The following is a 17,047-nucleotide window of genomic DNA, read 5'->3' on the forward strand; positions in this document are numbered from 1 at the left end:
GCAGTATGGGGAGTCGGGCGCCATCCTGACTGACCGGAACTCCTCGGCACTTGATCGGGAATCCGGTTTGTCATGGCGGCACGATGGATCGTCCGCAATACTGGTTCTGGCAGGGATGCATGCCCCTTCCCCACCACTCGCGAGGCGGACATGAGCCAGGACACCTTGTCTCAGGTGCTGCGCAGCGTCCGCCTGCGAGGGGCGGTGTTCTATCACGTCGAGGGCAGTACCCGTTGGGTGAGCGAGTCGCCCCCGGCCGCCGAGGTCGCCGCGCTGATCATGCCGGGGGTCGAGCACGTGATGGCCTACCATGTCCTCACCCACGGCGAATGCTGGGCCGCGGTGATCGGTGACTCACCGGTGGCCCTGCGCGAGGGTGACGTGGTGATCTTCCCGCGGGGCGACCCACACGTCATGTCGAGCGAACCGGGCATGCGCGGGACGGTGGACCTGACGCCTTACGGGTTGCCGCGACCGGAGCAGCTGCCGTTCTTCGCCAGCCGGCAGGGCGAGTCCCTGTCGATGTCGCGCCTCGATCGCGAGAGCGAGCGGCACGCTGCGACCCTGGTATGCGGCTTCTTCGGCTGCGATGCGAATCCCTTCAACCCGCTGCTCGCCAGCCTGCCGCACCTGCTCCATGTACCCGCCAGGGCCGGCGCCGATGACGACTGGATCGCTCACTTCATCCGCTTTGCGCTCTCGGAGTCGACCGACAAGCGGCCCGGCGGCGAAGCGCTGCTCGAGCGGCTCAGCGAGGCGATGTTCGTCGAACTGATGCGCCGCTATCTCGAGGCGATGCCGGAAGAGCAGTCGAACTGGTTCGCCGGACTGCGCGATCGCCACGTGGGCCGCGCCCTGGCGCTGCTGCATCAGCGCCCGGGAGAGGCCTGGACGATCGACAAGCTCGCCGACTACGTCGGCCTGTCGCGCTCGGCCCTGCACGAACGCTTCGCGCGCTTCACCGGCCATGCGCCGATGCACTACCTGGCCAAGTGGCGCATGCAGGTGGCCGCCGGGCTGCTGCGCCAGTCGAGCGCCTCGGTGGCCTCGATCGCCCTGGAGGTCGGCTACGAGTCGGAGGCCGCGTTCAGTCGCGCCTTCCGGCGGGAGACCGGCCTGCCCCCGGCTACCTGGCGACGCGAGCAGACCCGGCTGGCCGAGCGGGAGTCACTATACTGAGGAGGGTGAAGCGGGGGGCCGGCCCTCCCGCTGCTTGTCGCGGCGCCGGTGCGCACCTGCGAGCCGTCGCCGTCTCTGGAGGACGTCATGACACAGACCGTCACGGCTGCCTATGGCAGCGCCATGAAGGCCACCAATGCGTACGATGAACTGGTGTCCGAGGGGTTTCCACGCGAGAAGCTGTACCTCGACAAGGAGACCAACCAGGTCAAGGTGATCATCCCGGACACCTCGAAGCCCGAAGCGGAAGAGATCCTGCGGCGCCATGGACCGGATGAGTTCTGGTCGCGGCCGTTCGAGGGCTGAGGCAAGAGGAGTCCCCGTTGCCGGCGGTGGGGCATCGGGTCGGGACCGCTGGTGCAGGCCTGCTTCGCCATCGCGACGGCCGTGGCCGATGACGCCTGGGCCGGAGTCGGGAGGAGCGCCCCTGGCTGACACGGGGGCCGGGTGATGAGCACGCTCTTCATCAGCCACAGCAGCACCGACAGCGAGGCGGCTCGCGAGATGGCCGACTGGCTGCAACGGCAAGGCCACCATTCGCTGTTCCTGGACTTCGATCCCGAGCATGGCATTCCCCCCGGGCGCGACTGGGAGGCCGAGCTCTACCGCCGGCTGCGCGCCTGCCAGGCGCTGATCGTGTTGTGCAGCGACTCCGCCATGGCCTCGTGCTGGTGCCTCGCCGAGTTGAGCCACGCCCGGGCCCTCGGCAAGCGGATCTTCCCGGTGCGCATCGCGCCCTGCCGGCTACGCCCCCAGCTCGCGGAACTGCAGCTGATCGACCTGGTCAAGGAGCCGCAGGCGGGCTACGAGCGGCTGCGTCAGGGGTTGATCGGGGTCTTCGACTGGGACCGCCGCCGCCCGCCCTATCCCGGGCTGATGGCCTTCGAGGAGGTGGACGCCGCCATCTTCTTCGGCCGCGAGGTCGAGAGCCAGCAGGCCCTGGACCGTCTTCAGCAGCTGAGACACTTCGGCGGCCCACGGCTGCTGCTGTTCCTGGGGGCCTCGGGCAGCGGCAAGTCGTCGCTGGTTCGCGCCGGCATCATGCCGCGGCTGCGGGTCCTCCCCGACGCCTGGACGCTGATCGGTCCGGTGCGACCCCGCGACCGGCCCCTGGATGAGTTCAGGGCGCAGCTCCGTGCCGCGCTCGGCGACGACGCGGTGGCGGCGCTCGCGTCCGGTGCCGAATCGGAACCTGCGGCGCTGACGAGGATGCAGCGCGAGCTGCAGCGGCAGCCCGGCAAGGCGCACTCGACCCTGGTGCTGGTCATCGACCAGCTCGAGGAGTTGCTGTCGGGCTCGGCCCAGGCCGAGCAGTTCATGCAGCTCCTGCGCCCCGTGTTGCAGGATACCGGCGCCCCCGTGCTCGTCATCGCCACCCTGCGTTCCGATTTTCTCGGTGCCCTCCAGGAGCACCCCGCCTGGCGTGACGTCCCGCTGGTGCCGCTGACCGTGGAGCCGCTGTCGGTGGAGGGCTTCGCGGCGGTCATCGAGGGGCCGGCGGAGCTTGCAGGACTCGAGCTTGAACCCGGCCTGGTGCGCGCCATGGTGGCGGATACCGCGACCCAGGATGCGCTGCCGCTGCTCGCCTTCACGCTGCGCGAACTGTGGGAGGCGGGAGGCGCCGATGGACGCCTCACCCTGGCCGAGTACCACGGCCTCGGCGGGCTGCACGGCTCGGTGGCCAGGTCGGCCGAGGCGGTACTCGATGCCGCCGTGCCCACCCCGGCGCAGTGGCAGGCGCTGCGCGCCGCCCTGTTTGACCTGGTGCGACTCGACGAGGAGGGGCGCTACACCCGCCAGGCGGTGCGTTGGGAAGCCTTGCCGGCGGTCAGCCATCCGTTGCTCGAGCGCTTCATCCAGGCGCACCTGCTGATCGCCGGCAGCCACCAGGGAGAGCGCACCCTGGAAGTGGCCCATGAGTCGCTGTTCCGGGTCTGGCGCCGACTCAATCGCTGGTTGGAGGACAATCGCGAGGCGCTGCGGGTGCGCGACGGCCTGCGCCGCGCCGCCGTCGAGTGGGACGGCGGCGGGCGTCCCGCCGAGCTGCTGGTCCACCGTGGCAACCGCCTGGAGGCGGCGCAGGCGCTCACGTCGGCGGATACCTTCACGCTCGACGAGACGGAGCGGGGCTACCTGCAGGCGTGCCGCTGGCGGGAGCGGGTGAGACGCGGCTGGATCACCGCCACCTGGCTGTCGCTGGTGCTGGGCGTCATCGGGCTGTCCTGGCTCGCCTGGTCGCTGCACCGGCAGGAGCAGATCACCCGGCAGGGCCTGGCCGATCTGCACTGGGCCAGCGGAGTGAGCGCCCGCGACCGCGATGGCCGCCTGCTCGAGGCGAGTCACCACTTCATGCAGGCCGCGGAGCTGGCGCTCGACCCGTCACGTGCCGCGAGTGCCCACTGGGCCGGCGTCCGGCTGGGCAGCGGGCCGGCCCTGGCGGGGACGGCGGACCTCGGCCCGTCCTTGTTGACCGCCGCCCTCGATGCCGCCGATGGCATGCTGCGGCTATGGGACGGCGCTGGCGGCAGCCAGGCCTGGGCGTGGGGCGACGATGCCGCGCCGCCGATCCTCGCCCCGGGAGGGCGCGGGTTGCAGAGCGTCTCAGCCGGGGGGCAGCCGTGGACGCACCGGATCGTCCTCCATGGTGACGGTCGGGCCACCGAGATTCGTGACCGCCGCAGCGGTGCCCTGCTGGTCACGCTCCCGGAGCCGGTGGAGGGCGTCTGGATCGGGGGCGACGACGAGACCACGGCGGTGAGCGTGCACCGTGGCGGTGACGCCCGGATATGGGACCTGACGAGCGGCGAGCCGCTGGGCGAGTGGCGTCATGCGGACGGGGTGGCGGGCGCGGCCATCTCGCCGGACGGTGCCTGGCTGCTGCTGTGGGCCCGCAACGGCGAGGCGGTGGTCTGGAGCGTCGCCGCCGCCGGGGTGGTGGCGCACCATGCCGGCGACATCATCGGTGGCGCCCTGGGCCGGCGGGCGCACGAGCTGGTGCTCTGGAGCCGCGAGGGTCGCCTGTGGCTGCCCGCGCTGCCGGATTTCGAGCCGCTTCCGGCGGAGGGCGGGCGCTGCAGCCCGAGGGCCATCGGGGCGCGGCTGCTCGACGACGCCCGCCGCCTGCTGGTCTGGAACCATGGCGCCTGCGGGGCCGCACGCCTGTGGGATCTCGAGGCGCGGCGGCCCGTGGGTCCCGTGGTGCGCCACGCCGACGAGATCGTCCCGCCGCTGGTGCGGGGCGACCGCATCCTGACCTGGAGTCCGGGCCGTGGGCCGGCCCGACTCTGGCACGGGGCGACCGGTGAGCCGGTGGCCGACCTGGAGACCCCCGTGACGGGGGGCCGCCTGGTCCCCGGCGGTCTCCTGCTGACCTGGGGCGGCAACGAAGCCCGGCTCTGGTCGAGTCGTACCGGTGAGCCGCTGGGCCTGCCGCTGCGGCATGGGGCGGCGGTCAGGGAGGTGACGGCCAGCGAGGACGGACGGTACCTGCTCAGCCGGGGGAGCGACGGCAGCCTGAGGTGGTGGCAGGCGCCGCCCGCGGAGGCCATGGCGACACAGCGGTTCCCGGCCGAGGTGCTCGATGCCGCCCTGGTGGCAAACGAGCCGATGGTCCGGGTCGTCACCCTCGATGGGCATGTCCATGCCTGGTCGACGACCCGCGACGATGAACCGGAGCGACGCCTGCTGGATCCCCAGGCCGTGCTCGCGGCCTTTGCCCCCGGCGGCGATCGCCTGCTGACCGCGGGCGCCCGGGGCGACGTGCGGCTCTGGAGCTGGGAGGAGGCCGCCTTCCGGGCCCTGGCATCGCCGGGGGATACCGCGGGCGAGGGCCCCGTGGCCGGCGTGGTATGGAGCCCCGACGCCGACCGCCTGCTGTTCTGGGGGGAGCGGGGGTGCACCGCCTGGCTGTGGCGCGTCGGCAGTGCTCGCGCGGTGCCGATCGCGCCGGATGCCGAGGTGGCGGAGTGTCGGCTGCGTGGCGCGGTCTTCGCCGACGACGGGAGCGGGCTCCTGGCGACCTGGGGAGAGGACCGGCGGCTGCGACTGTGGGACGTCGAAGCGCGCGACCCGACACTGCGACAGACCCTCCTGGAGGGTGCGCTGGTCCGCGACGCCGAGGTCGACGGGCCTCGCTTGCTGGTCACGCGCGGCGACGGTGTCCTCGACCTCGTCGCCTGGCAGAACGCCGACGCCCCCCTCGCCCTGTACCACGATGCCGTCCAGGGGGCTCGGCTGCATGTCGACACCGGCCGGATCCTGAGCTGGGGAGGCGGTAGCGTGCGCACCTGGGAGGCGGAGACCGCCACGCTGCTCGCCTCCCTGGCTCACGAGGGCGAGGTCGTCGGCGCGATCTTCGTGTCGGACGGGGAGCGCGTGCTCAGCTGGCAGGCCGGGGGAAGCGTACATCTCTGGGATGCCGTCAGCGGTCACTCATTGACCCCGGTGCTGCGCGGCGCGGGGCGTGTCCTGTCGGCGGTCGATGGCGACTTCGAGGCGACGGCGAGCCGGCTACTGGTCGCCGCGGGCGACCGCGTCACCCTGTGGCAGCTGCCGCCGTTCGAGGCCTCGCCGGCCCGGCCGGTGCATCGACAGCAGGTGTTGACCGGCACGCGCCTGACCGCGGCGGGCGAAGTGGTGGTCCTGCCGGCGGAGGCCTGGCGGCAGCTCATGACCGACCCGGCCGGGGTGGCGGAGTGACGCCGCGCAGGCCTCAGGGCGAGACACTGACGCGGGCAGCCGACCAGGCGGTGACCCAGCCTTCCGTCGGCGCCCAGGCACGTATCTTGAGGCGATGCGTCCCCGTGGAGAGGCGCTGCCCGGCGTCGCGCCCGTCCCACTGTCGCGGGGCGATGCTGCGCCCGGCGACCACGCCGCCGGCGATCGGTGCCTCGTTGACGAAGAAGTGGCGCTCACCGTCATCGGCCGGTTCCACGCGCATGAACTCGGCCACGGCACTGGGAAAGTCGGAGTGAGAAAAGAAACGGTAGGAGGCCTGCTCGCGGGCCTGGGCACGGATCAGGCGCGGCAGGAACGATACCTCCTCGATGGCCACCGAGCCCACGGCGCGCGGGCCGCAGCCGAGCGCCTGGATCCGGAACGAGGGCTCCGGGCGTTCGCCGCTCATGTCGGTCGCGGTCACGGCAATGGCGGCGGGACGCTCGCTGTCGCCGAACTCCGGCGGCAAGGTGAACTGCAGGCGATGCGACCCCGTCTCTCCCGCGCCGAAGGGAAGCCGCAGGGTGTAGATATCCGGTAGTCCCCGGGCGCTGAGGCGTAGCGTGACCATGACCGGCCGCTCATGGGTGAAGTCCATCACGAACGGCCAGCCGCCGCGTACCATGCCGACGGCGGCGAAGGCGCTGGCGTTGTACGCGGGGGCGAACTCGGGGCCATGCTGCCGCAGCCGCGTCAGCATGTCGTCCTCGCCCGCGGACGCTTGCTGGCGGCCTGCCTGTTGGCGGTTCCGCAGCCAGCGCACCACCAACACGGTGGCTGCGGCGCCGGCCACGATGGCCGGTACCGTCCAGTCGCTACCGCCATTACCCGTCGGTTCCCTGGTGGTGCCGGTATCGTCCTGGCTGTCGTAATCGTCATAGTAGTCGACGTCGTCGTGGCTACTGGCGTGGGTCGACGCCAGGGGAGCGGCCGCCAGCACGCCGGCCAGCAGGCAGCCAAGAAACCGCTTCCATCGCCGATGCCCCGGGCCGACGTTGTTCATGATGGCTCACCTACACCGTGGTCCACGCCTGATCCTCGGGGCGTCGGCAGGCCGTGCCAGTGGTGCTGCGGGGCTCGCCGTCGACCAGGACCTCCATCTCGAAGTGGCGACACTGCTGGTCTCCTCGGGGGAAGGTCTCCTGGGGCGTCACCGTGAATTCGTGACCGGTCTGGGGGTTGCGCCAACTCTCCGATGCGCCGTCGGGCGTGCGATCGAGCGCGGTGTTCATCGCCCGCTGATCCCCACGGGTCATCCGGATGCCGATCTCCCTGCCGAGCCAGGCGCCCAGCCCCGCACCGACCAGCATGGCGGCGGTCCGCCCGGAACCGCTCCCCACCTGTGAACCCAGCCCGGCACCGATGAGGGCACCCAAGCCTGTGCCGACTCCCTCGCCGGTACTGGTGGTCTGGCAACCGCCGAGCAGGAACAGCCCCAGCAGCAGCAGCACGGACAGCCGGCGTAGGATCCCCGATATCGAAGCCGCCATGGTCGGCCTCCCGTTGGGTGGTGGGCCCCGTCCGCGACGAACCGCCGCCGCCATCGTGGATGAGTCGGTGGAACCTGCTCGAGGCGCGCTTTCGAGCCTTCTCCTGCACAGTATTGCACCACATGCCTCCACGTGCGCCATGTCGCAGGCACCAGGCTGCTATCCTTGGTCGAAGGGGCCTCTCGATGGGCCGAACGAGGGCGTCGCCGCCTCTGCCGGCCCGGGGCCGATTGCCGCCGGAGGGGAGCGTGGACGACACCGAGCCCGAGGAGCACCGCGATTCACCGGCCGTCGACGGTCTCTTGCCGGACGACACCCTGTCACGGCGTGCCGAGTGGCGCCGGCTGGAGGACCAGCTCGCCTGGTATGGGCAGCGCAGCCGCTACTGCCGACGCTGGCACAAGCGCCTGCGCCTGGTGCAGGTGACATTCGCCGCCGCCATCCCGGTGCTCTCGCTGGCGAACCCTCCGCTGGCCCGCTGGTTGACGGCTCTCCTGGGGGCATCGATCGCGGTGCTCGAGGCCACCGAGCAGATCAATCAGTTCGGCCCGCTGTGGATTCAGTACCGGGCCACCGCCGAACACCTGAAGCACGAGAAGTTCCTCCTGCTCGCGGCAGCCGGCCCCTATCGTGACCTGGACCGGGCGGAGGCATTGCGGTTGCTCGCCGAGCGGGTGGAGGAGCATGTCTCGAGCGAACATGCTCGCTGGGTGCGAACCTCCGAGCAGCGCCTGTCGCCCCGGGTGCGTGAAAAGGAAGGCAAGGCGTGAGCGCGTGTTCAGTCGGGGTCGAGCAGCCGCGGCCCCGTGCCCTCTTCGGCCAGTTCGTCCGCCGGGTTGCGCAGGGGGCAGTCGTCCATCGACAGGCAGCCGCAGCCGATGCAGTGGTCGAGCTGGTCGCGCAACCGGGTCAGGCGGGTGATGCGCTCGTCGAGGGCCTGGCGCCAGCTGGCCGAGAGGCGCCGCCAGTCGGCCGCGGTGGGGGCGTGGGACGCGGGCAGGGTGTCGAAGGCGTCACGGATCTCGGCGAGTGAGATGCCGGTGCGCTGGGCGACCTTGATGATGGCGACGCGACGCAACACATCGCGACTGAAGCGGCGCTGGTTGCCGGCGTTGCGACGGCTCCTGATCAGCCCCTTGGCTTCGTAGAAGTGAATGGCCGAGATCGCCAGGCCACTGCGCGTGGCGACCTCGCCGACGCTGAGTTCCCGGTGGAGGCGCGCGGTCATGTGTGTCTCCCTCGTCTCGACGGTGCGTGAGGTTGTATCCCGTTGGTGCGGTAGGTGGCAAGTTTCGCCTGCCGGAGTCGTCATATAAAACCAACCGTTATATATATTGGCTGTTCACGCTGGTGTTTCGTCCCGACGATCAGGTTTCATGATCAATCGAACGAGGATTCTTCATTTCCCATGTCGACGCATGGCTTGTAACGTTACTCTTTCCGGTACTGTTTTTACTCGTTCCGAGTCGTTCGCATGCGCTTCGATACGTCGCTGCCGGCGAATTTTCTTGTCGGCACTTTCTTGACCTCTACTTAACTTCAGGTTTTACCCTGCAGGCCTGAACCGGGGCAAGCCCATGGCGCGTCCCGACGCTTCCTTGATGATCGGTGATGCCATGTTCCGTTACTTCGAAACCCTGGTGGACCCCTACCCCTCGGGGACGCCAGAGACGCCGCCCAGAGGCCTCTTCCCCTTCATTCTGCACTTCTCTCGCCCGGTGTTGCCGCTGCTGGTGGCCATGTCGCTGTTCACGGCGCTGGTGTCGGCCGCCGAGGTGCTGTTCTTCAGCTACATGGGCGAGCTGGTGGACTGGCTGTCCGGCGCCGAGCGGGAGGGGTTCTTCGCCGAGTATGGCTGGCGCCTGGCGGGCATGGCGGCGCTGGTGGTGATCGGCCTGCCGCTGCTGACCCTGCTGCAGTCGCTGGTCACCCACCAGAGCATCTTCGGCAACTACCCGATGATCGGCCGCTGGCTGGCCCACCGCCACATGCTCGGCCAGAGCATGGCCTTCTATCAGGACGAGTTCGCCGGCCGGGTGTCGCAGAAGGTGATGCAGACGGCGCTCGCCATTCGCGAGACGGTGATGAAGCTGATGGACCTGCTGGTCTACGTGATCGTCTACTTCGCCGGTGCCATGCTGCTGATGGGCAGCGCCGAACCCTGGCTGATGCTGCCGCTGGTGGGTTGGCTCGCCGGCTATGTGGCGATCATGTGGATCTTCGTGCCGCGGTTACGCCGGGTCTCCATGGACCAGGCCGACGCCCGGGCGCGGATGACCGGGCGTATCGTCGACAGCTACAGCAACATCCAGACCATCAAGCTGTTCGCCGACACCCGCCGCGAGCAGGCCTACGCCCGCGATGCCATGGAGAAGTTCATGGTCACCGTACACCGCCAGATGCGCCTGGCCACCAAGCTGACGGTAAGCCTGACGCTGCTCAACTCGCTGCTGCTGGCGAGCGTCGCCGCCATGGCCATCGGCGCCTGGTACCTGCAGGCGGTATCCCTGGGCGTCATCGCCGTGGCCATCGCCCTGGTGATGCGCATCCGCTTCATGTCCAACTGGATCCTCTGGGAAGTGGCGGGGCTGTTCGAGAACATCGGCACGGTGCAGGACGGCATCAATACCATCGCCCGGGAGCCGGCAGTCAAGGATCGCCCCGGGGCCGGGGAACTCGCCGTGCCGCATGGCGAGATCCGCTTCGAGGCGCTGCGCTTCGGCTACGAGCGGCCAGACGGCGAGGGGGTTCGCGTGTTCGACGGCATGAGCCTGAGCATCGCGCCCGGCGAGAAGGTCGGGGTGATCGGCCGCTCCGGGGCCGGCAAGTCGACGCTGGCCAACCTGCTGTTGCGCTTCTACGACCTCGAGGGCGGGCGCATCCTGATCGATGGCCAGGACATCGCCGAAGTGACCCAGGAGTCGCTGCGCCAGCGGATCGGCATGGTCACCCAGGACACCTCGCTGCTGCACCGTTCGCTGCGCGACAACATCCGCTACGGCAGCCCGGAGGCCAGCGAGGACGAGATATGGGAGGCGGTGCGCCGGGCCCATGCCGACACCTTCATCGACGACCTGGTGGACATCAAGGGGCGCCGCGGCCTCGATGCCCACGTCGGCGAGCGTGGGGTCAAGCTCTCCGGCGGCCAGCGCCAGCGCATCGCCATCGCCCGGGTGCTGCTCAAGAACGCGCCGATCCTGGTGCTCGACGAGGCCACCTCGGCGCTCGACTCCGAGGTGGAGGCGGCGATCCAGGAGCAGCTCTATACGCTGATGGAGGGCAAGACGGTGATCGCCATCGCCCACCGGCTCTCCACCATCGCCATGCTCGACCGGCTGGTGGTGATCGACGAGGGGCGCATCGTCGAGACCGGCACCCACCGGGAACTGCTGGCCCGCGACGGCCTCTACGCCGCCCTGTGGCGCCGCCAGTCCGGCGGCTTCCTGGGGCTCGATATCAACGGCGACGCCGCCGAGCCGCAGGACAGGGCCGTGCCCTCCGTGTCGTAGCCGTTGGCATGATTCCGTACCCATTCACCAAGGAAGGAGACTGAGGCAATGCACCAGATCCAGCGCGAAGTCATCAACCCCGCCGGGCTCCCGGATACTCTGCGCTACGGTTTCAGCCAGGCGGTGATCGTCAAGGGTGGCTATCGGGTCCACCTCTCCGAGCCGGAGTGGCTGATCGAGATCGAGGCCGAGGCGGTATTGCCGGAGCTGGGATAACGGGACGGTGGCAATGCCTCGGAAGCTGATCGTTCCGCCATGTTGTCGACGCCAGCATGGCGAGAGGGCGCCGTTCATCGGCCCCCGGGGAGACTAGTGGTTGTGACCTGAAAGCGTGTCCACTCCGGCTTGAGCACCGCGCCTTTCGACCTTTCGCTCCTCGCTTGGTGAGCAGCCCATCCTGCACCGATAGGCCCGTGAAAAGCTCGACACCCCGGAAAAGCCCAGGTCGAAGGCGATTTCACTCACCGTGCGCTGCGTCTCGCGTAACCAGAAACGCGCCCAGCGTAAACGGCGGTTCATGACATATTGCTGCGGAGTGACGCCGAAATCGCGCAGGCAGCGCAGGTGAAGCTGGCTCTGGCTGAGATGGCAGGCATCGGCCAGCAGATGATTGTCGGGGGGAGACGTCAGGCGCTCGTCGATCAAGCTATCGAGAAGTGTCGCGGATAGGCGCCCTAGGCCTCGGGTATCCGTATGACCCAACACCAGTAGCTCACTTAGCTGGCTGACGAACAGGATGGCCAGTTGATGGTTGAGGAGGGCGGACTGCGCCGTGGACTTGTCAGCCTTCAGCTGGCGGGTGGCCAGCTCCACCATGGGGATCAAGGAGGGCGGCAGGCTGAGGGTCTTGGGCGTCGCGAACAGTGACTCGCGCAACTGCAGGGTGCAGCTCTGCTCCAGTGCCGTCAGGCAGGGGTCATCGGTGTCGAGATCGATGACCAGGATCTCGCAGCTATCGTCGCCTCCTCGGAAGAGATGGCGCTCGCTGGGCGGCAGGATCGCCGCCAGACCCAATTCGAGATGCTCTCCGCCGGGGCTGAACTCAATGTCCAGGACACCGCGCCAACCCAGCAGCAATTGGGGATAGGGATGACAATGCTCGATTGAGCGGCGTGCAATGCGGTTGCAGCGAGCCAGGGTCTGGGACATGGGCCTTCCTCGGGCAGCAAGAGTGCGGAGTCTCGAGCAACGGCTCAGGAGTCTGGGTCAAGAGTCCGATCGATGCTCTGCCTAGACTGGCATGTCAACAACGTTGAAACGAGGTTGACATGAATCTCGATGCCGAGCAAGTGACCGAGGCGCTACCTCGGGAGGCCCTGGCTGACTTCTCCGGACGCGAAGCCAAGGACGAGATCACCCCGTTCAAGGGCGTGGGCATTGCCACCCAGGATCTCGGTGCCGCCATCCTGGCGCTGGAGATCGGTGGCGCCACCTGAGCCGGGACGCCTAATCTACATAATGGCCTTTCGACGAGAACGACAGCATCCGAGCCGGCGCATCGACGCTGCGTGTCCGGTGACAAGGGGATCGACGATGAGTGAAGTTTCCATGCGCCACCATGGCGCCGTGAGCGAATCGCGGGCACGCGTCCGCGCCAACTATGCGGCCGACGAGGCAGCGGTGCTGCACGGGCTGGTCGAACGTATCAAGCTGTCGGAGGAGGACCGCCGGAAGGTGGCCGCCGTCGGCGCCCACTATGTGGAACGCGTGCGCAAGGAGACGTCGCCCTCGATGATGGAGGCGTTCCTGGCCCAATACGGGCTCTCGACCGCCGAGGGTGTCGGCCTGATGTGCCTGGCCGAGGCGCTGCTGCGCGTGCCCGACGCGGAGACCATCGACGATCTGATCCACGACAAGATCGAGCCGTCCGACTGGGGCGCGCACCTGGGCAAGTCCTCGTCGTCGATGGTCAACGCCTCGACCTGGGCGCTGATGCTGACCGGCAAGGTGCTGGAAGAGGATCCCAAGGGCCCGGTGCGGGCGCTGCGCGGCCTGGTGCGCCGCATGGGCGAACCGGTGGTGCGCACCGCGGTCGGGCAGTCGATGAAGATCCTCGGACGCCAGTTCGTACTCGGCCAGACCATCGAGGAGGGCATGAAGAATGCCCGCGAACTCGAGAAGCAGGGCTACACCTATTCCTACGACATGCTGGGCGAGGCGGCGCGTACCGACGCCGATGCGGTGCGCTATCACGAGGCCTACGCCAAGGCGATCGCCGCGATCGCCAAGCAGGCCAAGGGCGACGTGCGCTCAAGCCCTGGCATCTCGGTAAAACTCTCGGCGCTGCATCCGCGCTATGAATACACCCACCGCGACACGGTGATGGCCGAGCTCGTGCCGCGCGCGCTGGAACTGGCCCGTCAGGCGGCCAAGGCCAATATCGGCTTCAACATCGACGCCGAGGAACAGGACCGGCTGGACCTGTCGCTCGACGTGATCGAGGCGCTGCTGTCCGACCCCGGCCTCGCCGGCTGGGACGGCTTCGGGGTCGTGGTGCAGGCCTACGGGCGTCGTGCCGCGCCGGTGATCGAGACCCTCTACGACCTCGCCGAGCGGCTCGACCGCAGGATCATGGTGCGGCTGGTGAAGGGCGCCTACTGGGACACCGAGATCAAGCTGGCCCAGGAGATGGGCGTCGAGACCTTCCCGGTCTTCACCCGCAAGGTCAACACCGATGTCAGCTACATGGCCTGCGCGCAGCTGCTGCTCGACCGGCGCGACCGCATCTATCCGCAGTTCGCCACCCACAACGCCCATACCTGTGCCGCCGTGGTGGCCATGGCGGGCGACGACAAGGACAGCTTCGAGTTCCAGCGCCTGCACGGCATGGGCGAGTCATTGCACCACATCGTCAAGCAGTCGGAGGGTACGCGATGCCGTATCTACGCCCCGGTCGGCGCGCATCGTGACCTGCTGGCCTATCTGGTGCGCCGTCTGCTCGAGAACGGGGCGAACTCCTCGTTCGTGAACCAGGTGGTGGACAAGTCGATTCCCACGAGCGAGGTCTCGCGCGACCCGGTGGCCGAGATGCGGCGCCTGGGCGACGCCATCCCCAGCCCGTCGATACGCGAGCCCGGCGAGCTCTTCGCTCCCGAGCGCAAGAACTCCCGCGGCTACCGGATCAACGAACCCGCCTCGATCCTGCCATTGCTGGCAGCGCGCGAGGCGTTTGCCGACACGACCTGGACCGCCGGGCCCATGCTGGCGGGAAGCCCGGCTCCGCAGGGGCCGGCCCGCGATGCCGTGTCCCCCGCCGACGGCTCGCACGTGGTCGGCAGGGTGCATGAGGCGACCCCGGCCGAGGTGGCGGCCGCGCTCGACGCCGCCCACGACGGCTTCCGCGACTGGTCGGCGCGGCCGGTGGCCGAACGGGCCGAGGTGCTGCGCCGGACCGCCGATCTCTACGAGCAGCACATCGCCGAGCTGACCGTGATCACCACGCGCGAGGCCGGCAAGATGATGTTCGATGGCATCGCCGAGGTGCGCGAGGCGGTGGATTTCCTGCGCTACTACGCCAACGAGGGCGAGCGGCTGGAGGCGGAGGAGCCCGGCAGTGCCCGCGGCGTCTTCGTCTGCATCAGCCCCTGGAACTTCCCGCTGGCCATCTTCACCGGTCAGATCGCCGCGGCGCTGGCGGCGGGCAACGCGGTGCTCGCCAAACCCGCCGAGCAGACGCCCCTCATCGCCGCCCGTGCCGTCGAGCTGATGCGCGAGGCCGGCCTGCCGGAGGCGGCGCTGCAGCTGCTGCCCGGCGACGGCCCGACGGTGGGCGGGCCGCTGACCAGCGATCCGCGGATTGCCGGGGTGTGCTTCACCGGCTCGACCCCGGTGGCGCAGATCATCCACAAGGCCTTGGCGCAGAATGCGGGACCGGATGCGGTGCTGATCGCCGAGACCGGCGGGCTGAACGCCATGATCGTGGACTCGACGGCGCTGACCGAGCAGGCGGTGCGCGACATCCTGATCTCGTCCTTCCAGTCGGCCGGCCAGCGCTGTTCGGCGCTCAGGATGCTCTATGTCCAGGAAGAGGCGCGCGAGCGGCTGCTGACGATGCTCGACGGCGCGATGGACGCGCTCACCATCGGCGATCCCTGGAATACCGACACCGACGTCTCGCCGGTGATCGACGCCGAGGCCCAGGCCGACATCAGCGCCTATGTGGCGGCGCAGGAAAAGGCCGGCAAGGTGCTGAAGAAGCTGCCCGCGCCGGACGTAGGCACCTTCGTCAGCCCGGCCGTGGTCCAGGTCGGGGGCATCGAAGATCTCGAGCGCGAGATCTTCGGCCCGATCCTGCACGTCGCTACCTTCAAGGCGCGAGACATCGACAGGGTGGTCGACGCGATCAACGACAGGGGATACGGGCTGACCTTCGGCCTGCATACCCGGATCGACGACCGTGTGCAGCAGATCGTTGAGCGTATCCATGTCGGCAACATCTACGTCAACCGCAACCAGATCGGCGCCATCGTCGGCTCCCAGCCCTTCGGGGGCGAGGGCCTTTCGGGCACCGGGCCCAAGGCCGGCGGCCCCCTCTATGTCACCCGCTTCCGCCGCACCGCCGCCGCGGAGCGCCACGAACCGCCCCGGGGGAATGCCGTGCAACTCGGCGACCTCCAGTCGGCCCTCGACGGTCTTGACGCACGCAACTGGGCGGCGCGACCCGATCGGGTCGAGGTGCTGCGCAAGGCGCTCTCCGGCAAGAGTGGCCTGACCCGCAAGGCGCTCAACGAGACCGCGGCCCTGGACATGACACCGCAGACGCTTCCAGGACCGACGGGAGAAAGCAACCGCTTGTCGCTGTATCCGAAGGGACCGGTACTCTGCCTCGGGCCCACCCTCGATATCGCCGTTGCCCAGGCAGCGCAGGCGCTCGGTGCGGGCTGTGCAGCGGTGCTCGTCGCGCCAGACGCGAAGCAGTCCGTGCGTCCGCTGATCGATGCCGGGGCGCCCGTCGCCGCGCTCGACGGCAGCGTCTCGGCCGAGACGCTGAGCGCGGTCAAGGGTATCGCGGCGGTGGCCGCGGCCGGCGCCAGCGACTGGACCCGCGAACTGCGCCTCGCACTCGCCGAGCGCGACGGTGCCATCGTGTCGCTCGAGACCCAGACCATCGCGCCGGAGCGCTACGTGGTGGAACGCCATCTGTGCATCGACACCACCGCCGCGGGCGGCAACGCCAGCCTGCTGGCGACGACCGAGTGACCGAGCCGGGGCGGCCCGATGCGGTCGCCCCGAATCCCCCGGTGTGATTCAAAGGCTTATAACGGAAATCTCATGTTCCGGTTGAGTTCGTGTCCGACTAAAGCATGGCCGTTCGGCTGCGGACTCTCAGTGTTGATTTTTATGAACGGGAATGGGATAAACTTGACGCGTGGTGAGGCCATGACTCACCACTGCCGGGCGATCCCTCCGGCGTTGAATCAGGTGGCGCCGGCTGGTTGGACTTAGCCCTGAATGATTCGAGATCGCTCGACACAGAGAGACTGCCATGTCCTACTTCACGATTGCCGGTGTCCAGATGCATGCCCTGCACCACGGCGACAACACCGAGGCCATGCGCCACCGGGTCGACGTGCTGATGAGCCGTTTCCCCCAGGTGCAGATGGTAGTCTTCAGCGAGCTGATGCCCATGGGCGCCTCGCCGCACCATGCAGAACCGATGCCCAGCAACGCCGAGGCGCTGTTCTGCCAGATCGCCGAGCAGCACCGCATCTGGTTGATTCCCGGCTCGATGTTCGAGCAGGTGGACGACCGGGTCTACAACACTCTCTCAGTGATCAACCCTCACGGCCAGGTGGTGGCCCGCTACCGCAAGATGTTTCCCTTCTGTCCCTACGAGGCCGGGGTGGAGAGCGGCGGCGAGTTCGTCACCTTCGACGTGCCCAACGTCGGCCGCTTCGGGGTGTCGATCTGCTATGACATGTGGTTCCCCGAGACCACCCGCACGCTCGCTGCCATGGGCGCCGAGGTGATCCTGCACCCGACCATGACCGACACCATCGACCGCGACATCGAGCTGTCCATCGCGCGGACCAATGCGGCGGTCAACCAGTGCTACTTCTTCGACATCAACGGTGCCGGCGCCATCGGCAACGGTCGCTCCATCGTGGTCGGCCCCTCCGGCGACGTCATTCACCAGGCCGGCACCGGCGAGGA

13 protein-coding genes are annotated in these 17,047 nt (G+C 68.8%); 9 read left to right on the forward strand and 4 right to left on the reverse strand.

From position 1 onward, the window contains the following. Positions 1 to 150 precede the first annotated feature (150 nt). The 3 genes from C1H66_RS00705 to C1H66_RS00715 all read left to right on the forward strand — a co-directional run bounded on the left by C1H66_RS00705 (position 151) and on the right by C1H66_RS00715 (position 5,877). Complete coding sequence (locus tag C1H66_RS00705; RefSeq protein WP_102625998.1) at positions 151 to 1,179, forward strand: AraC family transcriptional regulator; 1,029 nt, start codon at positions 151 to 153, stop codon at positions 1,177 to 1,179. Positions 1,180 to 1,266: 87 nt separating this feature from the next. Further along, positions 1,267 to 1,485 (forward strand): hypothetical protein, encoded by a 219-nt coding sequence (locus C1H66_RS00710; protein ID WP_102625999.1) that lies wholly within the window; start codon positions 1,267 to 1,269, stop codon positions 1,483 to 1,485. Between the two features lie 144 nt (positions 1,486 to 1,629). Further along, positions 1,630 to 5,877, forward strand: coding sequence for an nSTAND1 domain-containing NTPase (locus tag C1H66_RS00715; protein ID WP_102626000.1), 4,248 nt, complete (start codon positions 1,630 to 1,632; stop codon positions 5,875 to 5,877). Between the two features lie 13 nt (positions 5,878 to 5,890). Here the strand turns inward: C1H66_RS00715 and C1H66_RS00720 are convergent, their stop codons facing one another. Both C1H66_RS00720 and C1H66_RS00725 read right to left on the reverse strand, forming a co-directional pair. Continuing rightward, on the reverse strand, positions 5,891 to 6,898 hold the full coding sequence (locus C1H66_RS00720) for a hypothetical protein (protein ID WP_102626001.1): 1,008 nt from the start codon (positions 6,896 to 6,898) through the stop codon (positions 5,891 to 5,893). Between the two features lie 10 nt (positions 6,899 to 6,908). After that, positions 6,909 to 7,385, reverse strand: a complete 477-nt coding sequence (locus C1H66_RS00725; protein ID WP_170064053.1) for a glycine zipper 2TM domain-containing protein — start codon at positions 7,383 to 7,385, stop codon at positions 6,909 to 6,911. 248 nt (positions 7,386 to 7,633) lie between these two features. On the opposite strand from C1H66_RS00725, the gene C1H66_RS00730 reads away from it, so the two are divergent. Further along, positions 7,634 to 8,155 carry a DUF4231 domain-containing protein gene (locus C1H66_RS00730; protein WP_205738609.1) on the forward strand — a complete coding sequence of 174 codons (522 nt, stop codon included), beginning with the start codon at positions 7,634 to 7,636 and terminating at the stop codon, positions 8,153 to 8,155. A gap of 8 nt (positions 8,156 to 8,163) precedes the next feature. On the opposite strand, the gene soxR is transcribed toward C1H66_RS00730, so the two are convergent. Further along, entirely contained in the window at positions 8,164 to 8,613 is a 450-nt protein-coding gene (gene soxR / locus C1H66_RS00735; RefSeq protein WP_102626004.1) for a redox-sensitive transcriptional activator SoxR, read from the reverse strand. 388 nt (positions 8,614 to 9,001) lie between these two features. Here soxR and C1H66_RS00740 point away from each other — a divergent pair, with 388 nt between their 5' ends. Continuing rightward, positions 9,002 to 10,894: an ABC transporter ATP-binding protein gene (locus C1H66_RS00740; protein WP_102626016.1), complete on the forward strand. Its 1,893-nt coding sequence runs from the start codon at positions 9,002 to 9,004 to the stop codon at positions 10,892 to 10,894. Between the two features lie 48 nt (positions 10,895 to 10,942). Then, positions 10,943 to 11,110, forward strand: a complete 168-nt coding sequence (locus C1H66_RS22735) for a hypothetical protein (protein ID WP_170064054.1) — start codon at positions 10,943 to 10,945, stop codon at positions 11,108 to 11,110. Positions 11,111 to 11,203: 93 nt separating this feature from the next. Here the strand turns inward: C1H66_RS22735 and C1H66_RS00745 are convergent, their stop codons facing one another. After that, positions 11,204 to 12,043 (reverse strand): helix-turn-helix transcriptional regulator, encoded by an 840-nt coding sequence (locus C1H66_RS00745; RefSeq protein WP_102626005.1) that lies wholly within the window; start codon positions 12,041 to 12,043, stop codon positions 11,204 to 11,206. 119 nt (positions 12,044 to 12,162) lie between these two features. Between C1H66_RS00745 and C1H66_RS22740 the strand changes: the two genes are divergently transcribed. The 3 genes from C1H66_RS22740 to C1H66_RS00755 all read left to right on the forward strand — a co-directional run. Beyond that, on the forward strand, positions 12,163 to 12,330 hold the full coding sequence (locus C1H66_RS22740) for a hypothetical protein (protein ID WP_170064055.1): 168 nt from the start codon (positions 12,163 to 12,165) through the stop codon (positions 12,328 to 12,330). 97 nt (positions 12,331 to 12,427) lie between these two features. Then, positions 12,428 to 16,093 carry a bifunctional proline dehydrogenase/L-glutamate gamma-semialdehyde dehydrogenase PutA gene (gene putA / locus C1H66_RS00750; protein WP_102626006.1) on the forward strand — a complete coding sequence of 1,222 codons (3,666 nt, stop codon included), beginning with the start codon at positions 12,428 to 12,430 and terminating at the stop codon, positions 16,091 to 16,093. Positions 16,094 to 16,379: 286 nt separating this feature from the next. After that, positions 16,380 to 17,047, forward strand: a 668-nt coding sequence (locus tag C1H66_RS00755; protein ID WP_102626007.1) for a carbon-nitrogen hydrolase family protein, incomplete at its 3' end; no start/stop codon positions are given.

Source organism: Halomonas heilongjiangensis, from assembly GCF_002879645.1.
In the GTDB taxonomy this organism is placed as follows: domain Bacteria; phylum Pseudomonadota; class Gammaproteobacteria; order Pseudomonadales; family Halomonadaceae; genus Halomonas; species Halomonas heilongjiangensis.

Bases quoted from the DNA above. Each gene is read 5' to 3' on its own strand.
- C1H66_RS00720 (WP_102626001.1), bottom strand. From the start codon at position 6,898: ATGAACAACGTCGGCCCGGGGCATCGGCGATGGAAGCGGTTTCTTGGC.
- C1H66_RS00705 (WP_102625998.1), top strand. From the start codon at position 151: ATGAGCCAGGACACCTTGTCTCAGGTGCTGCGCAGCGTCCGCCTGCGA.
- soxR (WP_102626004.1), bottom strand. From the start codon at position 8,613: ATGACCGCGCGCCTCCACCGGGAACTCAGCGTCGGCGAGGTCGCCACG.
- C1H66_RS22740 (WP_170064055.1), top strand. From the start codon at position 12,163: ATGAATCTCGATGCCGAGCAAGTGACCGAGGCGCTACCTCGGGAGGCC.
- C1H66_RS00725 (WP_170064053.1), bottom strand. From the start codon at position 7,385: ATGGCGGCTTCGATATCGGGGATCCTACGCCGGCTGTCCGTGCTGCTG.
- putA (WP_102626006.1), top strand. From the start codon at position 12,428: ATGAGTGAAGTTTCCATGCGCCACCATGGCGCCGTGAGCGAATCGCGG.
- C1H66_RS00740 (WP_102626016.1), top strand. From the start codon at position 9,002: ATGTTCCGTTACTTCGAAACCCTGGTGGACCCCTACCCCTCGGGGACG.
- C1H66_RS00745 (WP_102626005.1), bottom strand. From the start codon at position 12,043: ATGTCCCAGACCCTGGCTCGCTGCAACCGCATTGCACGCCGCTCAATC.
- C1H66_RS22735 (WP_170064054.1), top strand. From the start codon at position 10,943: ATGCACCAGATCCAGCGCGAAGTCATCAACCCCGCCGGGCTCCCGGAT.
- C1H66_RS00715 (WP_102626000.1), top strand. From the start codon at position 1,630: ATGAGCACGCTCTTCATCAGCCACAGCAGCACCGACAGCGAGGCGGCT.
- C1H66_RS00710 (WP_102625999.1), top strand. From the start codon at position 1,267: ATGACACAGACCGTCACGGCTGCCTATGGCAGCGCCATGAAGGCCACC.